At 64.5% G+C, this 18,586-nt stretch carries 12 protein-coding genes; 11 read left to right on the top strand and 1 reads right to left on the bottom strand.

Annotated elements, in window-relative coordinates; all coding sequences use genetic code 11:
* Nucleotides 1-146 precede the first annotated feature (146 nt).
* Entirely contained in the window at nt 147-1,538 is a 1,392-nt protein-coding gene (locus ACNFBT_RS01290) for a PhoH family protein (RefSeq protein WP_416745746.1), read from the bottom strand.
* A gap of 520 nt (nt 1,539-2,058) precedes the next feature.
* On the opposite strand from ACNFBT_RS01290, the gene yaaA reads away from it, so the two are divergent.
* From yaaA to ACNFBT_RS01235, 11 genes are all read left to right on the top strand, one after another.
* Nucleotides 2,059-2,838 carry a peroxide stress protein YaaA gene (gene yaaA / locus ACNFBT_RS01285; RefSeq protein ID WP_416745744.1) on the top strand — a complete coding sequence of 260 codons (780 nt, stop codon included), beginning with the start codon at nt 2,059-2,061 and terminating at the stop codon, nt 2,836-2,838.
* A gap of 979 nt (nt 2,839-3,817) precedes the next feature.
* A complete protein-coding gene (gene algD / locus ACNFBT_RS01280) occupies nt 3,818-5,128 on the top strand; it encodes a GDP-mannose 6-dehydrogenase (protein WP_416745743.1) in 1,311 nt (436 codons plus the stop codon).
* 147 nt (nt 5,129-5,275) lie between these two features.
* The gene (gene alg8 / locus ACNFBT_RS01275; protein ID WP_416747162.1) at nt 5,276-6,760 is read left to right on the top strand and encodes a mannuronan synthase; all 1,485 of its coding nucleotides are present in this window, start codon (nt 5,276-5,278) and stop codon (nt 6,758-6,760) included.
* 47 nt (nt 6,761-6,807) lie between these two features.
* Nucleotides 6,808-7,977, top strand: a complete 1,170-nt coding sequence (locus ACNFBT_RS01270) for a PilZ domain-containing protein (RefSeq protein ID WP_416745741.1) — start codon at nt 6,808-6,810, stop codon at nt 7,975-7,977.
* A gap of 13 nt (nt 7,978-7,990) precedes the next feature.
* A complete protein-coding gene (gene algK, locus ACNFBT_RS01265; protein WP_416745739.1) occupies nt 7,991-9,400 on the top strand; it encodes an alginate biosynthesis TPR repeat lipoprotein AlgK in 1,410 nt (469 codons plus the stop codon).
* Between the two features lie 101 nt (nt 9,401-9,501).
* Entirely contained in the window at nt 9,502-10,935 is a 1,434-nt protein-coding gene (locus ACNFBT_RS01260; RefSeq protein WP_416747161.1) for an alginate export family protein, read from the top strand.
* A gap of 161 nt (nt 10,936-11,096) precedes the next feature.
* Nucleotides 11,097-12,776 carry a mannuronan 5-epimerase AlgG gene (gene algG, locus ACNFBT_RS01255; protein ID WP_416745737.1) on the top strand — a complete coding sequence of 560 codons (1,680 nt, stop codon included), beginning with the start codon at nt 11,097-11,099 and terminating at the stop codon, nt 12,774-12,776.
* A 23-nt stretch (nt 12,777-12,799) separates the two neighbouring features.
* Nucleotides 12,800-14,218, top strand: coding sequence for an alginate O-acetyltransferase (locus ACNFBT_RS01250; RefSeq protein WP_416745735.1), 1,419 nt, complete (start codon nt 12,800-12,802; stop codon nt 14,216-14,218).
* 37 nt (nt 14,219-14,255) lie between these two features.
* Nucleotides 14,256-15,380 carry a mannuronate-specific alginate lyase gene (locus ACNFBT_RS01245; protein WP_416747159.1) on the top strand — a complete coding sequence of 375 codons (1,125 nt, stop codon included), beginning with the start codon at nt 14,256-14,258 and terminating at the stop codon, nt 15,378-15,380.
* Between the two features lie 429 nt (nt 15,381-15,809).
* The gene (locus ACNFBT_RS01240) at nt 15,810-17,327 is read left to right on the top strand and encodes an MBOAT family O-acyltransferase (protein WP_416745733.1); all 1,518 of its coding nucleotides are present in this window, start codon (nt 15,810-15,812) and stop codon (nt 17,325-17,327) included.
* Nucleotides 17,328-17,340: 13 nt separating this feature from the next.
* The gene (locus ACNFBT_RS01235; RefSeq protein ID WP_416745731.1) at nt 17,341-18,540 is read left to right on the top strand and encodes an alginate O-acetyltransferase; all 1,200 of its coding nucleotides are present in this window, start codon (nt 17,341-17,343) and stop codon (nt 18,538-18,540) included.
* The last annotated feature ends 46 nt before the right edge of the window (nt 18,541-18,586 follow it).

The following is an 18,586-nucleotide window of genomic DNA, read 5'->3' as shown; positions in this document are numbered from 1 at the left end:
AGCAAGAACTGGGCGTCCCCCTCGTTCCTACAGGTCCGGCACACACGGAAAGCATCGGCACAACAGGAACGCTCTTTACGGGAGCGAGCTTGCTCGCGAACCCGCACAGCGCAGAAAAAGGCCCGCCGATTGGCGGGCCCGGGTGGTTACAGGTGGGCTTCTGCGAACTCCGCCAGCACCGAGCGCGGCACCCCTTGCAGGGTCACGTGCACGCCGTGGGGGAAGTCCTTGAAGCGTTCGGTCAGGTAGGTCAGGCCCGAGCTGGTCGCTGACAGGTAAGGCGTGTCGATTTGCGCCAGGTTGCCCAGGCAGACCACCTTCGAGCCATTGCCGGCGCGGGTGATGATGGTCTTCATCTGGTGCGGGGTGAGGTTCTGGCATTCGTCGATGAGGATCAGGCTCTGCTGGAAGCTGCGGCCGCGGATGTAGTTCAGCGATTTGAACTGCAGCGGAACCTTGCTGAGGATGTAGTCGACGCTGCCGTGGGTGCACTCGTCGTCCGAATGCAGCGCCTCCAGGTTGTCGGTGATGGCACCGAGCCAGGGCTCCATCTTCTCCGCCTCGGTGCCCGGCAGGAAGCCGATGTCCTCGTCCAGCCCCTGCACGCTGCGGGTGGCGATGATCCGACGGTAACGCTTGCTGACCATGGTCTGCTCGATGGCGGCGGCCAGGGCGAGGATGGTCTTGCCCGAGCCCGCGGCGCCGGACAGGTTGACCAGGTGGATGTCCGGGTCGAGCAGCGCATAGAGCGCCAGCGCCTGGTAGATGTCACGCGGCCTCAGGCCCCAGGCTTCCTGGTGCAGCAACGGTTCCTGGTGCAGGTCGAGGATCAGCAGTTCATCCTGCTGGATGCCCTTGATCCAGCCGACGAAGCCTTGCTCGTCGACGATGAACTCGTTGATGTGTACCGCCGGCAGGTTGTCGGTGAGCTGCACGCGATGCCAGGTGCGCCCGTGGTCCTGACGGGTCTCGACCTTGCTCACGCGGTCCCAGAACGAACCGGACAGCGAATGGTAGCCGCGCGACAACAGATTGATGTCATCGACCAGCTGGTCGGTGTGGTAGTCCTCGGCGAACACCCCACAGGCGCGCGCCTTCAGGCGCATGTTGATGTCTTTGGTGACCAGCACCACGCGCTTGCTGCTGTGGCGACTCTTCAGCTCCACCAGCTGGTTGATGATCTTGTTGTCGTTGAGGTGCTCGGGCAGCCAGGTGATCGGCTCGGCCCGCTTGCTCATGAGGATCGACAGGCTGCCGCAGGGGCCGCTCTTGCCGCGCTGGATGGGAACCCCATCCTCCACCTGCTCGGGCGTCGCTTCGCCCAACACCGAATCGATGAGGCGGATCGCCTGGCGGCATTCTGCTGCCACGGTGTGCTTGCCGGTCTTGAGTTTGTCCAGTTCCTCCAGCACCGTCATCGGGATGGCGACGTGGTGCTCCTGGAAGTTCAGCAAGGCGTTTGGATCGTGGATCAGAACGTTGGTATCGAGGACGTACAGGGTGGGCTGGGTCGGGCTGGAGCGTCCGTGGTCATCCATACGCGGTTCACCTCTTCTGGGGGCGTTACGACGGAATGCCATTACAGCGCTCCGCCGCGCGGTGAGCCGCCTGCTCTCGCTACCGGGGCGCGAGAGGTCTGCATATAAGGGGACGGGCCGGGGCCGCCACCTGTCTGCAGGGTTCGGCGGTCTACGACTCCAGAAATACAGGAAAAAACATGACGATAAAAAGTCTTTTTCCTTCTCAAGCAGCTTTTTTTCTTACTGCGCCGAAATAGCTTGGCGAGGACTTCACGGAGCGCTAGTTTTAAAAGTCCCACCTCTCGAAAAACCGCCCGTCCCCCTCTCCCGATCAGCGCTTCGGCCTATCGATGCACGCCTGCGCTGCCGGTGCCGACCTGCGTATTGCGGCCCTCTGACCGCGGGCAACCCGGTCCACCCGCGCCACGATACCGACCGCCAGCGGACGACATCCACCCGCCCATGCTAATCGTCCCCATAGCTGGAGCCGTTGCGCGGGACTCCTTACAATCGCGCCTCGCTTGTAGGAGACCGCACGATGCTGATGGTGATTTCCCCCGCCAAGACCCTGGACTACGACACCGCCCCGGTGACGGAGCGCTTCACCCTGCCCGAGCACCTGGACGACGCGCAGGAACTGATCGGCATCCTGCGGGAGCTGTCGCCAGCGCAGATCGCCGAGCTGATGAGCCTGTCGGACAAGCTCGCCGGCCTGAACGCGGCGCGCTTCGGCAGCTGGCACCCGGACTTCACCCCGGCCAACGCCAAGCAGGCGCTGCTGGCCTTCAAGGGCGACGTCTACACCGGCATGCAGGCCGAGGACTTCAGCGAGGGCGATTTCGATTTCGCCCAGCGCCATCTGCGCATGCTTTCCGGCCTCTACGGCGTGTTGCGGCCGCTGGACCTGATGCAGCCCTATCGCCTGGAAATGGGCACCAAGCTGGCCAACGCCCGTGGCAAGGACCTCTATGCCTTCTGGGGCGAGCGCATCAGCGCCTGGCTGAACGAGTCCCTGGCGCAGCAGGGCGACGACGTGCTGCTGAACCTGGCCTCCAACGAGTACTTCGGCGCGGTGAAGCGCAAGGCGCTGAACGCGCGGGTGATCGACACCGAGTTCAAGGACCTGAAGAACGGCCAGTACAAGATCATCAGCTTCTACGCCAAGAAGGCCCGCGGGATGATGGCGCGCTATGTGATCAAGGAGCGCCTGCAGAGCCCCGAGGGCCTGAAGGACTTCAACTACGCCGGCTACGTCTATAGCGCCGAGCACTCCAGGCCGGACCAACTGGTGTTCCTGCGCGACCACCCCGAAGACTGACCCTCCCCCCCGGGAGCCCATCGGGCTCCCCCTCCCGCCCGTTTCTCCCCTGCCTCCCCGCCTGATGCCAAGTCGCCTGTAAGCCATTGACCATGAAACAGGTCAGCCAAAGGGGCATAGGTTGTCTATTTCTTGCACAAAAAACGCCCCAATGACCTTGGCTTTCAAAGGGTCTTCATTACCGTTCGTCTGCTTCGGCGGAAATCGTGAGATTTTTTTTCGCCCCCCTATCGGCCGCTCGTGGCACGAAAACCTGCCGAATTCGTCCTCTGCCAGCGGCTCATTGGCCACTAACAGCCCATGGCCATGACGTGCATTTCGCGATTGCAACTTGCAATGGAGAAAGCTGAACGGCAGCTGAACGAATGCATTGAAGGCGATGCACGGTCGTTTTTAACCATAAATTCAATTGAACTTTTCCGCATCTTGCAGATTGCACTGCAACGACACTCTCCAGAATAACTTCCCTTTTGCCACTACCGCGGCATCAAGTGATGTCATTTGGATATTTCAAAAGATTTCAGGGAGGGCATAAGTGGAAGGAACTAACCCCGTTTGGAAAAAATCCTATTTCCGCAACGATCATTGATGCAGATCACCAAAGTGCATTTATGAGATGAGCGCTTTTGTTCTAACGGTAATTACCTATCGTCCTTGAACAATCACAAGCTCATGAAAAATCTTAATTTTTAAGATGAGAAGGAAATCATCGAAGCAAGCCGGAGCACCGCAGCGCGGAAAAAGAACGCACAGTGAAATCCGCTTGCAACAAAACGGGGCAAGTATTTGAAATTTGCCCAAAGACAGTGCCCTGAAGTTTAGCACTGCTTTCCCTGCCTAATCAGAGGAAGTACGGAGGACACCTGAGCGTGCCTTCCGCGGGTTCTTTCAGCCTGAATAAAGCGCTCTTCGGAGCGAGCGTAATAAACCGCCCTCCGGGGCAACTTTGAAAGCTCGACAATTGAACGAGGTGAATGCGATGCGAATCAGCATCTTTGGTCTTGGGTATGTTGGCGCAGTCTGTGCCGGCTGCCTGTCCGCACGAGGCCACGAAGTCGTCGGGGTGGATGTTTCCACCACCAAGATCGATCTGATCAACAAAGGGAAGTCGCCCATCGTCGAACCCGGTCTGGAATCGCTGCTGGAACAGGGCATCCGTTCCGCTCGCCTGTCGGGCACCACCGACTTCAAGAAGGCCGTCCTGGACACCGATGTGTCGTTCATCTGCGTCGGCACCCCGAGCAAGAAGAACGGTGACCTGGACCTGGGCTACATCGAGTCGGTCTGCCGTGAAATCGGCTACGCCATCCGCGAGAAGAAAGACCGCCACACCGTGGTGGTGCGCAGCACCGTGCTGCCGGGCACCGTGAACAACGTGGTGATCCCGATCATCGAAGACTGCTCGGGCAAGAAGGCCGGCGTCGACTTCGGCGTGGGCACCAACCCGGAGTTCCTGCGCGAATCCACCGCGATCAAGGACTACGACTTCCCGCCCATGACCGTCATCGGCGAACTGGACGCCCAGACCGGCGACCTGCTGGAAGAGATCTACCGCGAACTGGACGCGCCGATCATCCGCAAGACCATCGAAGTCGCCGAGATGATCAAGTACACCTGCAACGTCTGGCACGCCGCCAAGGTCACCTTCGCCAACGAGATCGGCAACATCGCCAAGGCGGTGGGCGTCGATGGCCGCGAGGTGATGGACGTGATCTGCCAGGACAACAAGCTCAACCTGTCGCGCTACTACATGAAACCCGGCTTCGCCTTCGGCGGCTCCTGCCTGCCCAAGGACGTGCGCGCCCTCACCTACCGCGCCAGCCAGCTGGACGTCGAGCACCCGATGCTCGGTTCGCTGATGCGCAGCAATTCCAACCAGGTGCAGAAGGCCTTCGACCTCATCACCGCCCACGGCACCCGCAAGGTCGGCCTGCTCGGCCTGTCGTTCAAGGCCGGCACCGACGACCTGCGCGAGAGCCCGCTGGTGGAGCTGGCCGAGATGCTGATCGGCAAGGGCTACGACCTGCGCATCTTCGACCGCAACGTCGAGTACGCCCGCGTCCACGGCGCGAACAAGGAGTACATCGAGTCGAAGATCCCCCACGTCTCCTCCCTGCTGGTCTCCGACCTCGACGAAGTGGTGGCGAACTCCGACGTACTGGTGCTGGGCAACGGCGACGAGCTGTTCGTCGACGTGGTGAACAAGGCGCCCGCTGGCAAGAAGGTGGTCGACTTGATCGGCTTCATGCCCCACGGCAGCAACGAGCGCGCCGAAGGCATCTGCTGGTAAGCGCAACCAGCTCTTCGTAGGAGCGAGGGGGACGCCTAGTCCTTGCTTGCGAACGCTCTCCGCCACACCACGGTGCCAGGCGGGTTCGCGAGCAAGCTCGCTCCTACGAGAGCGCTCCTCGCCCCCACGACGCGACTGACGGATCTCATCATGGAAACCTACAAACGAGTGATTGGTGAAGCCACGGGCTGGCTGGCCTTTCTCAGCCTGCTGATGGTACTGGCGCTGCTGGTGCCCAAGACCGTGTTCGACGCCGACTCCAAGGACTTCCTGCTGCTGATCGGCGCGGTCGGCATCTGGCGCTATACGATGGGTGGCCTGCACTTCCTGCGCGGCATGCTGTTCCTCTACGGGGTCTACCCCTACTACCGCCGCAAGCTGCGCAAGATGGGCGAAGCGGCCGATCCCTCGCATGTCTTCCTGATGGTCACCAGTTTCCGCATCGACGCGCTGACTACCTCCATGGTCTATCGCTCGGTGATCCAGGAGGCCATCGCCTGCGGCTATCCCACCACCGTGGTGTGCTCCATCGTCGAGATGTCCGACGAGGTGCTGATCAAGCAGCAATGGCAGAAGCTCAACCCGCCGGAACACGTTTCGCTCGACTTCGTGCGCATCCCCGGCACCGGCAAGCGCGATGGCCTGGCCCACGGCTTCCGCGCCATCTCCCGTGACCTGCCGGATGAACACGCCGTAGTCGCGGTGATCGACGGCGACACCGTGCTGGAGCCCGGCGTGGTGCGCAAGACCGTGCCCTGGTTCAAGCTCTTCGGCAACGTCGGCGGCCTGACCACCAACGAATTCTGCGAGGTGCAGGGCGGCTACATCATGAGCGAGTGGCACAAGCTGCGCTTCGCCCAGCGCCACATCAACATGTGCTCGATGGCACTAAGCAAGCGCGTGCTGACCATGACCGGCCGCATGTCGGTATTCCGCGCCCAGGTCGTCACCGACCCGGACTTCATCGCCGACGTGGAAAGCGACCACCTCGACCACTGGCGCCTGGGCCGCTTCCAGTTCCTCACCGGCGACGACAAGTCCAGCTGGTACAGCCTGATGCGCCTGGGCTACGACACCTTCTACGTGCCGGACGCGGCGATCAACACCGTCGAGCACCCGCCGGAAAAGAGCTTCATCAAGGCCAGCCGCAAACTGATGTTCCGCTGGTATGGCAACAACCTGCGGCAGAACTCCCGCGCCCTGGCCCTGGGTCCCCAGCGCCTGGGCTGGTTCACCAGCGTGGTGCTGTTCGACCAGCGCCTGTCGATGTGGACCTGCCTGCTCGGCCTGGTCGCCGCGCTCATCGCCAGCATCAAGTACAGCATCGTCTTCCTGCTGGTCTACCTGCTGTGGATCGGCATCACCCGCTTCGTGCTGACCCTGCTGCTGTCGCTGTCGGGGCACCACATCGGGCCGGCCTACCCGCTGATTCTTTATTACAACCAGATCGTCGGCGCCCTGGTGAAGATCTACGTGTTCTTCCGCCTCGACCAGCAGTCCTGGACCCGCCAGAACACCAAGCTCGACCGCGGCCTGGCCAGCTTCCAGCAATGGTTCAACACCTGGTCCTCACGCGCCATGACCTTCTCCGCAGCCAGCATCTTCGTCGCCGTACTGCTGACCATCGTCTGAAGGCTCTCGAGCCACGCCCCTATTAGATACGAACAGGACTCGCCCCCATGAATACCGCCGTCAACGTCAACGTCGTGCACGAATCCGAAGCCCAGCGCCAGCACGCCCGGGTCAAACTGCCCGCGCGCATCCGCTACATCGGCGCCGACCGTGAAGGCATCGACGCCCGCCTGCTGGACATCTCCGCCGGGGGCTTCGCCTTCATCGCCAGCGCCGCGCCGGTCCGGGTGGGCGACCTGCACAAGGGCAAGCTGCTGTTCCAGATCGACAGCATCAGCTTCTCCCTGGAAGTGGACTTCCAGGTGCGCTCCTTCGACCCGGACAGCCGCCGCGTCGGCTGCGAGTTCCAGCACCTGAAGGCGCGCGAGGTCGCCGCGCTGCGCTACCTGATCACCTCCTTCCTCGCCGGTGAGGTGATCAGCGTCGGCGACATGCTCAACACCCTGCAGCGCGAGAACTTCACCAAGGCCCGCAAGCACGGCATCGGCAGCGGCGGCATGGGCTTCTTCAGCCGCATCCGCGCAGTGACCCTGAGCACCGCCATCTTCGTGGTCGGCGTCGGCGCCTTCGCGGTGATCCTCAACAACATCTACAACCTGTACTTCGTCACCCACGCCGATTCGGGCGTGGTCAACGTCGCCAACCAGCAGATCACCATGCCCCGCGAAGGCACCGTGGAGAGCCTGGTGGAGGCCGGTGCCGACGTCGCCAAGGGCGCGCCGATCGCCACCTTCTCCGCCAACCTGCTGGACCTGCTCAAGGGCAACCTGACCGAAGAGCAGCTCAGCCCGAGCAACATCGAGAAGCTGTTCGGCCACCAGATGAAGGGCACCCTGACCAGCCCGTGCGACTGCCGCGTGGTCGAGCAGCGCGTGGCCAACGGCCAGTTCGCCAACAAGGGCGACATCATCTTCACCCTGACCCCACGCGACAGCACCGCCACCGTCGAGGCGCGCTTCCCCTACCGCAACGCCGCCGAGCTGTCCCCTGGCACGCCAGTGAACTTCCAGATCGCCGGCGACAGCGAAGTCCGTAGCGGCCGCATCGTCCGCACCGCCCCGGTGGACGGCGACCTGGCCTCGGAAATCCGCGTGCAGATCCAGCCCGACCAGCCGCTGGACACCCTGCTCGCCGGCCGTCCGACCGAGGTCAGCATCGGCGGCCTGCCGGGCCGCACCCTGCTGAACAAGGCGATGGCCCTGGCCACCGCACGCTGAGAGGGAACACGCCATGAACCGTCCCGTCGAAGCCCCCGCCCTGAAGCTGGCCCCGAAGCTGGCCCTGGCTCTGGCCATCGCCGTGGCCGCTGGCTGCGCCGGTCTGCCCGACCAGCGCCTGGCCCAGGAAGCCCTGGAGCGCGGCGACATCGCCACCGCCCAGGCCAACTTCCAGAGCCTGGCCACCCTGGGCTACGCCGACGCACAGGTCGGTCTGGCCGACATGCAGGCCGCCACCGGCGACCCGGCCGAACAGGCCCGCGCCGAGAAGCTCTACCGCGACGCGGCCGAGACCTCGCCGCGTGCCCGCGCCCGCCTGGGCAAGTGGCTGGCGGCCAAGCCCGGCGGCACCGACTCCGAGCACCGCGAAGCCGAACAGTTGCTGACCCGCGCCTTCAACGAAGGCGAGGACAGCGCGCTGGTGCCGCTGATCGTCCTCTACCTGCAGTACCCGCAGGCCTGGCCGAACGTGAACCCGCAACAGCGCATCGACCAGTGGCGCGAACAGGGCCTGCCCCAGGCGGACCTGGCGCAGATCATCCTCTACCGCACCCAAGGCACCTACAACCAGCACCTGGGCGAGATCGAGCAGGTCTGCCAGCGCTGGCTGAACCGCATGGACGTGTGCTGGATGGAACTGGCCACCGTGTACCAGATCCAGGGCAACGCGGATAAGCAGAAGGCCCACATCGAAGCGCTCAAGGCTGCCTGGAAAGCCGACCGGGTGCCTTCCGAACGCGTCGACTCGGTGGCCGGCGTGCTGGCCGATCCGAACCTCGGCACGCCCGATCCGCAAGCCGCGCAGGCGCTGCTGAGCGAGATCGCGCCGACCTACCCGGCGGGCTGGGTGAGCCTGGCCAAGCTGCAGTACGACAACCCCGACCTGGGCGACCTGAACCAGATGCTCGACTACCTGAAAAAGGCCCAGGACGCCGCCCAACCGCGCGCCGAACTGCTGCTCGGCCGCCTCTACTACGACGGCAAGTGGGCCCCGCAGGAGCCGCAGAAGGCCGAGCAGCACCTGCTCAAGGCCGCCGCCAGCGAGCCCCAGGCGCATTACTACCTGGGCCAGATCTACCGCCGCGGCTACCTCGGCAAGGTCTACCCGCAGAAAGCGGTGGACCACCTGCTGATCGCCGCCCGCGCAGGACAGGCCAGCGCTGACATGGCACTGGCGCAGCTGTATTCGCAGGGACGCGGCGTCCGGCCAGACCTGGTCAACGCCTACGTCTTCGGCGAGCTCGCCAAGCGCCAGCAGGTCCCCACCGCCGCCGACCTGATGGCGCAGATCGAGCCGCAGATACAACCGGCCGACCGCACTGCGGCCCAGCAGTTGCTCAAGCGCGAAGAACAAGCGCGCGGCGCCAACTGGCAAGCCACCGTCAGCCTCCTGCAGAACAACCAGGAACAAGAAAACCTATGAAGCGCATTGACCCGATGACCACCCCGCCGTTTGCTCTTGTCGAAGGGATTCAGCCGCGTGCCCTGGCCTCTGCCATTCGCCGTGCACGCCTGTTCCCGGCCATGCTTGGTGCCGGCCTGAGCCTCGCCGGCACCCTGTTCGGCAGTCTCGCCTACGCGGCCGAGGAGCCGCCAAAGAACTTCGGTATCGACATCAAGGTCACCGCCGAATCCGAGGACGACCGCGACCTGGGCACCGCCCACGGCGGCGACCTCAACGGCATCGGCCTTGACCTGCGCCCCTGGGCCTTCGGCCAGTGGGGCGACTGGAGTGCCTACGTGATGGGCCAGGCGGTCACCGCCACCGACACCATCCAGACCGACACCCTGCAGTCGGACGATGTCAACAACGACAGCAGCGGCAGCCGCGACAACAAGCGCGAGCCGGACGACTCCTACCTGGCCCTGCGCGAGTTCTGGGTGGACTACGCGGGCCTCACCCAGTACCCCGGCGAGCACCTGCGCTTCGGCCGCCAGCGCCTGCGTGACGAAAGCGGCATGTGGCAGGACACCAACATCGAGGCCCTGAACTGGACCTTCGACACCACCCTGCTGCGCGCCCATCTCGGCGCCGCCCAGCGCTTCTCCGACTACCGCACCGACATCACCGACCTGGCGCCGGAAGACAAGGACCGCACCCACGTCTTCGGCGACATCTCCACGCAGTGGATGCCCCACCACTGGGTCGGCCTGCGCCTGCACCACTCCGACGACAGCGGCAGCCTGCCGGACCCGGGCGAGACCGTCGACTCGCTGGACAAAAAATCCACCGGCGACCTCACCTGGGTGGGCGTCGAAGCCAATGGCGACGGCTACAACTGGCGCTCGCAGATGCCTGTCAACTACTGGGCCAGCGCCACCTGGCTGACCGGTAACCGCGACCGCCTGAGCACCGCCGCGGTGAACGGCGACCGCGTCGCCACCGGCAAGCAGAGCGGCGACGTGGACGCCTACGGCGTCGACCTGGGCCTGCGCTGGAACATCGACGAGCAGTGGCGCGTCGGCGGCGGCTACGCCCGCGGCAGCGGCGGCGGCAAGAACGGCGAGGACCAGTTCGAGCAGACCGGCCTGGAAAGCAACCGCTCCAACTTCACCGGCACCCGCGCCCGCGTGCACCGCTTCGGTGAAGCCTTCCGGGGTGAACTCTCGAACGTCGAGGACGCCACCCTGTTCGGTTCCTGGCAGATGCGCGAGGACTACGACGCCAGCGTCGTGTACCACAAGTTCCGACGCGTAGACGGCGACTCGGACATCGGCAACAGCGGCATCAACGCCCCGCTGGTCAACGACTCCAAGGACCTCGGCCAGGAGGCCGACCTGGTCGTTACCAAGTACTTCAAGCAGGGCCTGCTGCCGGCTTCGATGAGCCAGAGCATCGACGAGCCTTCGGCGCTGGTGCGCTTGCGTGGCGGCGTGTTCAAGCCGGGCGACGCCTACGGTAGCCACGTCGACTCGACCATGCACCACGCCTTCATCGACGTCATCTGGCGCTACTGAGGACTGCAGCGATGGCTGGTTTGTTGTTGGCTCCCCGCACTGGCGGGCATGACGGAAAAGCAGAAGCGGACGGCGGCCTAGCGCCCTCCCCGCTCGCCCGTTACGCCCGCCAGTACGGGCGCTCAACGAACCCAGCCAGCGCACGCAAGGAGACAACGGCCATGAACCGCCATCCGTTACACGCCCTGCCGCTGACCGCGCTGCTGCTCGGCGGCCTGTTCAGCGCCACCGCGCCGGTGTGGGCCGCGCCGACCGCGGAAAAGGCCCCTGCCAGCGCCAAGGCGGCAGCCGCCACCCACGGCAAGAAGGACAGCGCGAAGGACACCAGCGCCGAAAAGGCCCCCGCAGCCCCGTCGGGCACCGAACCAGGCCAGACCAAGACGCTGAAGGAAGCCGGCAACTACACCGTGACCGCCGCACCCAGCGAGCCGCTGAAGCTGGACTCGCCCAAGCTGCCCGACCTTTCCGGCTACACCGCCGAGGCCGTGCAGCAGAAGATCGACCGCAGCAAGCCTGGCAAAGCCGTGGTGCAGCGCATGGTCCAGCAGCAGCCGCTGAAGGAATTCACCGGCGGCAAGAACCGCCTCGCCGAATGGGTGAAGCGCCAGCGCCAGATGCCCCAGGCAATCTTCATCGAGGGCGGCTACGTCAGCCTCGTCGACCTCGCCGGAAAGCTGCCGAAAACCGCGCTGGAAGAAGTCGAGCCGGGCATCTATGTCGCCCGCCTGCCCATCGTGGTGAGCCAGGGTGCGACCCTGGAGATCGACGGCAAGGTCAAGGAACTGCGCCTGTCCCAGGACCGCGGCTCCTTCCTGGTCAACGACGGCATGCTGTTCGTACGCGACTCCAAGGTCACCGCCTGGAACGAGGCGAACAAGCAGCCGGCCTGGTTCAAGTCCCCGAATGAATTCCGCCCCTTCCTGATCTCCTGGGGCGGCGCCGAGGCCTACCTGGTGAACAGTACCTTCACCAGCTTCGGCTACAACGCCTCCAAGGCCTACGGCACCTCCATATCCCAGTACAGCCCGGGCATGGACAAGACCATGAAGCGCCCGCGCCCCAAGGGCTGGGTGATCGGCTCGACCTTTGTCGACTCCTGGTACGGCTTCTACTGCTACGAGGCCGACGACCTCGTGGTGCGCGGCAATACCTACCGCGACAACATCATCTACGGCATCGACCCGCACGACCGCTCGCACCGCCTGATCATCGCCGAGAACGTCGTCCACGGGACCAAAAAGAAGCACGGCATCATCGTGTCCCGCGAGGTGAACGACAGCTGGATCTTCCACAACAAGACCTACGACAACCACCTCTCCGGGATCGTCCTGGACCGTAACTCCGAGCGCAACCTGGTGGCCTACAACGAGGTGTACCGCAACCACTCCGACGGCATCACCCTCTACGAGTCGGGCGACAACCTCATCTACGGCAACCAGGTACTGGCCAACCAGCGCCACGGTATCCGCGTCCGTAACAGCGTGAACATCCGCCTGTACGAGAACCTCGCCGCCGGCAACCAGTTGATGGGCGTGTACGGCCACATCAAGGACCTGTCCGACACCGACCGCAACATCGACCTCGACCCCTTCGACACCAAGGTCTCGCTGATCGTGGTCGGCGGCAAGCTGGCCGGCAACGGTTCCGGCCCGCTGTCGGTGGACGCGCCGCTGTCGCTCGAGCTCTACAAGGTGGACATGCTCGGCCCGACCAAAGCCTCCGGCATCTCCTTCAACGGCGTGCTGGGCGAGAAACAGGAGCAGATCTTCGACCTGCTGGTGCGCCAGCAGAAGGCCGTGCTGCTCGACCCCGTGGAAAGCCAGGCCGAATTGCAGAACTAGCTCTTGTTTCAGAGGAAGCGCCCATGAAACGTATGACATCCAACCTGTTGCGCCTGTCGGGGCTCACCGCCAGCCTGCTGCTCGCCCACCAGGCCCTGGCCGCGGACGCCGCGGCGCCGACCTACACCGCCCAGCCAGCCGCAGGCCTGTGCCCGGCCGCCGCCAACGACGCGGCCTACAACACCAAGTACCTGGGCTTCTTCACCCACCTGGTGCCGGCCCAGGAAGACTGGCTGTTCCGCACCACCTACGACCTGCGTACCGACTTCGGCACCACGGCCGAAGGCTGGCGCGAGCTCAAGCAGCTGCGCGACGAACTCAAGCGCAAGGGCATCGACCTGGTGGTGGTCTACCAGCCCACCCGTGGCCTGGTGAACCGCGAGAAGCTCAACCCGCAGGAGAAGGCCAGCTTCAACTACGAACTGGCGAAGAAGAACTACCTGGCGACCATCGCCCAGTTCCGCAAGGCCGGCATCTACACCCCGGACTTCTCCCCGCTGTTCGACGAGAAGCAGGAGCACCCCTACTACTTCAAGGGCGACCACCACTGGACCCCGTACGGCGCGATGCGCAGCGCGAAGATCGTGGCCGCGACGCTGAAGGAAATCCCGGCGTACAAGGACGTGCCGAAGAAGGACTTCGAAAGCAAGCGCGTGGGTCTGCTGTCCAAGCTCGGCACCTTCCACAAGGCTGCCGCCCAGCTGTGCGGCAGCGGCTACGCGCCGCAGTACGTCGACCGTTTCGAGACCGAGCCGGTGGGCGACTCCAGCAACGGCGACCTGTTCGGCGAAGGCGGCGATGCGCAGGTCGCCCTGGTCGGTACCTCCAACAGCGGCCCGGCCTACAACTTCGCCGGCTTCCTGGAGGAGTACGCCAAGGTCGACATCCTCAACAACGCGGTCTCCGGCGGTGGCTTCGACAGCTCGCTGCTGGCCTACATGACCAGCAAGGAATTCCACGACAAGCCGCCGAAGATTCTCATCTGGGAATTCGCCACCCACTACGACATGGCGCAGAAGAGTTTCTACCGCCAGGCCATGCCGCTGGTGGACAACGGCTGCGCCGACGGCAAGCCGGCGCTGACCCGCAAGGTCAAGCTGCATCCGGGCAGCAACGAGGTGCTGGTCAACAGCGGCGCCCTGTCGATCCCCTCGGGCCGCTATACCGCCGACGTCACCTACTCGGACCCCGGCGTACACGAACTCAAGAACACCGTCTGGTACATGAACGGTCGTCGCGAACAGCTCAAGCTCGAACAATCCAAGGCCGTGGACACCGGCGGCCGCTACGTCTTCGAGCTGCGTAACGACGAAGACTGGTCGAACCAGCAGTTCCTCTCCCTGGAAATCGAGGCGCCGGACGACATGCCGGCGGGTCTGGAGGTCGAGGCCAAGCTCTGTCAGACCCCCACAGCCAAGTCGGCCGATGTGGCCGCCAACTAGAGAGAGCGGGGACCAAACCATGCCCAGCCTGCGAAATATCAAGACCCCCATCGTTGCCCGAGTCGGCCTGACCATCGCCGTGGTCTCGGCGCTGTTCGGCGGCCCCCTGTTCCCCAGGACCGGCAACGCCGCCGACCTCGTGCCGCCACCGGGCTACTTCTCCGCCGTCGGTGAAAAAGGCAGCAAGAAGGATTCGGACAGCTGCCCGGCCACCCCCACGCCCTACACCGGCAGCCTGCAGTTCACCAGCAAGTACGAGGGCTCGGACTCGTCGCGCTCGACGCTCAACGCCGACGCGGAAAAGAAATTCCGCACCCAGATCAAGGACATCACCGAGATGGAGCGCGGCACCAGCAAGCTGATCACCCAGTACATGCGCAGCGGCAACAAGGGCGACCTGGACTGCGCGATGAACTGGCTGGAAGCCTGGGCTCAGGCCGGCGCGCTGGAAAGCACCGACTTCAACCACACCGGCAAGTCCATGCGCAAATGGGCCCTCGGCAGCCTGTCCTCGTCCTACATGCGCCTGAAGTTCTCCAGCAGCCGCCCGCTGTCGGCCTACCCCGAGCAGGCGAAGACCATCGAGAGCTGGTTCAGCACCCTGGGCAGCCAGGTGGTGCGCGACTGGAGCGACCTGCCGCTCAAGCAGATCAACAACCACTCCTACTGGGCCGCCTGGTCGGTGATGTCCACCGCCGTGGTGACCAACCGCCGCGACCTGTTCGACTGGTCGGTGCAGGAGTTCAAGGTCGCCGCCAACCAGGTGGACAACGACGGCTACCTGCCCAACGAACTCAAGCGCCGGCAGCGTGCCCTGTCCTACCACAACTACGCACTGACACCGCTGGCCATGATCGCCGCCTTCTCCCAGGTCAACGGCGTCGACCTGCGCCGGGAAAACAACGGCGCCCTGCAACGCCTGGCCAACCGTGTGATGGAGGGCGTGGACGACCAGCAAGCCTTCGACGAGAAGGCCGGCGACAACCAGGACATGGACGACCTGAAGGAGAACAGCAAGTTCGCCTGGCTGGAACCCTACTGCGCGCTCTACAGCTGCGCACCGAAGACCCAGGACTGGAAGAAGAAGATGGAGCCGTTCAACAGCTTCCGCCTGGGGGGTGAAGTGACCAAGGTTTTCAACCGACAGGGGGCGGGGAGCTGAAGCAGCGACCCACCCCAGCCTCTCCGTGACGTCGAGAGGTTCGGCATAGCGAGCGAGGAGACCTGAGAGCCCCTCACCCTAACCCTGGCTGCGCGCCCCGCTCCAAGGGGAGAGGGGACTGATCAGCGTCAAGCGAAACACCGAGCCGGCCGGCAACTCCGATCGGCCCCCTCTCCCTCAGGGAGACGACTGCATGGATGCAGGAGGTAGGGCGACGCAGGATGCCAAAGCCGAGGGCTGGGGTGAGGGCAAGGCCCCGCTCCGAAGCAACACCACCCGACCCACGCGATAAAGATGCGGGCGGGCGCAACAGATTAAGCACCACCAGGGGAGGAATTGGCGGGTTGTCCCGGCCTTTCCTCAAGGCGTCGAAAGACGCCGGAAGGGCTGGAGCGACCTTAGGTTTGAAGCTCCAGAGAGAGACGCGGAATGGTCTTTTCTTCCAACGTGTTCCTGTTCCTGTTCCTGCCGATTTTCCTCGGCCTGTACTACCTGAGCGGGAACCGCTACCGCAACCTCCTGTTGCTGGTGGCCAGCTACGTCTTCTACGCATGGTGGCGGGTGGACTTCCTGGCGCTGTTCGCCGGCGTGACGCTGTTCAACTACTGGATCGGCCTGCGCATCGGCGCGGCCGGCGTGCGCACCACGGCTGCGCAGCGCTGGCTGATCCTCGGCGTGGTGGTCGACCTCTGCGTGCTGGGCTACTTCAAGTACGCCAACTTCGGCGTCGACAGCCTCAACCAGCTCGTCACCTCGATGGGCATGCAGCCCTTCGTGCTCACCCACATCCTGCTGCCCATCGGCATCAGCTTCTATACCTTCGAATCGATCAGCTACATCATCGACGTGTACCGCGGCGACACCCCGGCCACGCACAACCTGATCGACTTCGCGGCCTTCGTGGCGATCTTCCCGCACCTGATCGCCGGCCCCGTGCTGCGCTTCAAGGACCTGGTCGACCAGTTCAACCACCGCACCCACACCGTCGACAAGTTCGCCGAAGGCTGCACCCGCTTCATGCAGGGCTTCGTCAAGAAGGTGTTCATCGCCGACACCCTGGCGGCCGTGGCCGACCACTGCTTCGCCCTGCAGGACCCAACCACGGGCGACGCCTGGCTCGGCGCCATGGCCTACACCGCGCAGCTGTACTTCGACTTCTCCGGCTACAGCGACATGGCCATCGGCCTGGGCCTGATGATGGGCTTCCGCTTCATGGAGAACTTCAACCAGCCCTACATCAGCCAGTCCATCACCGAGTTCTGGCGGCGCTGGCACATCAGCCTCTCCACCTGGCTGCGCGACTACCTGTACATCAGCCTGGGCGGCAACCGCGGCAGCACCTTCCAGACCTACCGCAACCTGATCCTCACCATGCTGCTGGGCGGCCTGTGGCACGGCGCCAACGTCACCTACATCATCTGGGGCGCCTGGCACGGCGTGTGGCTGGCCATCGAACGCGCCCTGGGCGTGAACGCCGCGCCCCACGTACTCAATCCGCTGAAGTGGGTCTTCACCTTCCTGCTGGTGATCGTCGGCTGGGTGATCTTCCGCGCCGAGAACCTGCACGTGGCCTGGCGCATGTACGAAGCCATGTTCAGCTTCGGCGACTGGAAACTCTCCGAGCTCAACCGCGCCAGCCTCACCGGCCTGCAGGTCGGCACCCTGGTCATCGCCTACATCGTCCTGGCCTTCTTCGGCATCCGCCAGTTCTACAACCAGCCGCTGCAGAGCAAGGCCCCCAAGGCCGAAGCGAAAGTCGACATGAGCGGCAGCAATGGTCCCGCCACCATTTCGGCTTCCACCAGCGGCGCGGCCATCCAGATGAATGCCTGGACCACCCAGCTGCCGGTGCTGGCGATGCGCGTCGCCCTGCTCCTGCTGTTCGCCGCCTCGGTGCTCAAGCTCTCGGCGCAGAGCTACTCGCCGTTCCTCTACTTCCAGTTCTGAGCGAGGCCGGATCATGCAACCGACTACACACACGCACATCAGCAAGCCCCTGCAGTACACCTACATCGCCGTGTTCGGCGGGATGCTGCTGGGCCTGGCCGGCCTCTCGCTGAAGGCCTTCCCCAGCTTCTCCGCCGCACAGGGCACCACCGTGCTCAACGGCAAGCTGTCCCACGCCTTCGAAGGCCACTATGACGAACAATTTCCGATCAAGCGCCTGGGCACCAACCTCTGGGCCGCGCTGGACTACACCCTCTTCGAGGAAGGCCGTCCGGGCGTGGTGCTCGGCAAGGATGGCTGGCTGTTCACCGATGAAGAGTTCAAGCCCGCCCCCTCCCAGCAGCAGCTCGACGACAACTGGGCGCTGGTGCGCGGCGTGCAGCAGGAGCTGGAGCGCCGTGGCGTGAAACTGGTGCTGGCGATCATCCCGGCCAAGACCCGCCTCTACCCCGAATTCCTCGGCAAGGAACAACCGGCGACGCTGCACGCCTCGCTCTACCAGGACTTCCTGCAACGCGCCCGCCAGGCCGGCATGGCCGCGCCCGAACTGCTGGAAACGCTGGAGAAGGCCAAGGACAACGGCCAGGTCTTCCTGCGCACCGACACCCACTGGACGCCGCTGGGCGCCGAAGCCGTGGCCCAGCGACTGGGCGAAAGCATCCGCGCAGGCCAGGGCGCAGACCTGCCGACCCAGACCTTCATCACCGAAGCCGGCAAGAGCGGCCCGCACAAGGGCGACCTGCTCACCTTCCTACCGCTGGACCCGCTGTTCACCAACCTGCTGCCGCCCGAAGACCAGCTCGAGCAGCGCCAGACCCACCCGGCCGAGGACGCCGCATCGGCCCCCACCGACGGCAGCGGCGACCTGTTCGGCGACAGCGCCCAGCCGCAGGTCGCCCTGGTCGGCACCAGCTACAGCGCCAACCCGCGCTGGAACTTCGCCGGCGCCCTCAAGCAGGCGCTCTCGGCGGATGTCATCAACTACGCCAAGGAGGGCAAGGGTCCCCTGGAGCCGATGCTCGAACTCCTGCAGGACGAAGGCTTCAAGCAGAAGCCGGCGCGACTGCTGATCTGGGAATTCCCCGAACGCTACCTGCCGATGCACAGCGACCTCAGCCAGTTCAACCCGGACTGGGTGGCGCAGCTGCGCGCGGCGGGCAACCGAGACGAACGCCTGGCCGCCAACCAGGCAGGCAACCCAACGGCGCACTGAGCGCCGCTACAGGGCACCTTCCGTGCCCACAAGAGAGAAAGACGGA

This window comes from Pseudomonas sp. NY15181 (assembly GCF_048068055.1).
In the GTDB taxonomy this organism is placed as follows: Bacteria; Pseudomonadota; Gammaproteobacteria; order Pseudomonadales; family Pseudomonadaceae; genus Pseudomonas.
This window is presented reverse-complemented; position numbering and strand designations above follow the sequence as displayed.

Coding starts and splice junctions, on each gene's coding strand:
- algD (WP_416745743.1), top strand. CDS start 3,818: ATGCGAATCAGCATCTTTGGTCTTGGGTATGTTGGCGCAGTCTGTGCC.
- ACNFBT_RS01235 (WP_416745731.1), top strand. CDS start 17,341: ATGCAACCGACTACACACACGCACATCAGCAAGCCCCTGCAGTACACC.
- ACNFBT_RS01270 (WP_416745741.1), top strand. CDS start 6,808: ATGAATACCGCCGTCAACGTCAACGTCGTGCACGAATCCGAAGCCCAG.
- algG (WP_416745737.1), top strand. CDS start 11,097: ATGAACCGCCATCCGTTACACGCCCTGCCGCTGACCGCGCTGCTGCTC.
- ACNFBT_RS01250 (WP_416745735.1), top strand. CDS start 12,800: ATGAAACGTATGACATCCAACCTGTTGCGCCTGTCGGGGCTCACCGCC.
- ACNFBT_RS01290 (WP_416745746.1), bottom strand. CDS start 1,538: ATGGATGACCACGGACGCTCCAGCCCGACCCAGCCCACCCTGTACGTC.
- ACNFBT_RS01260 (WP_416747161.1), top strand. CDS start 9,502: ATGCTTGGTGCCGGCCTGAGCCTCGCCGGCACCCTGTTCGGCAGTCTC.
- ACNFBT_RS01240 (WP_416745733.1), top strand. CDS start 15,810: ATGGTCTTTTCTTCCAACGTGTTCCTGTTCCTGTTCCTGCCGATTTTC.
- yaaA (WP_416745744.1), top strand. CDS start 2,059: ATGCTGATGGTGATTTCCCCCGCCAAGACCCTGGACTACGACACCGCC.
- algK (WP_416745739.1), top strand. CDS start 7,991: ATGAACCGTCCCGTCGAAGCCCCCGCCCTGAAGCTGGCCCCGAAGCTG.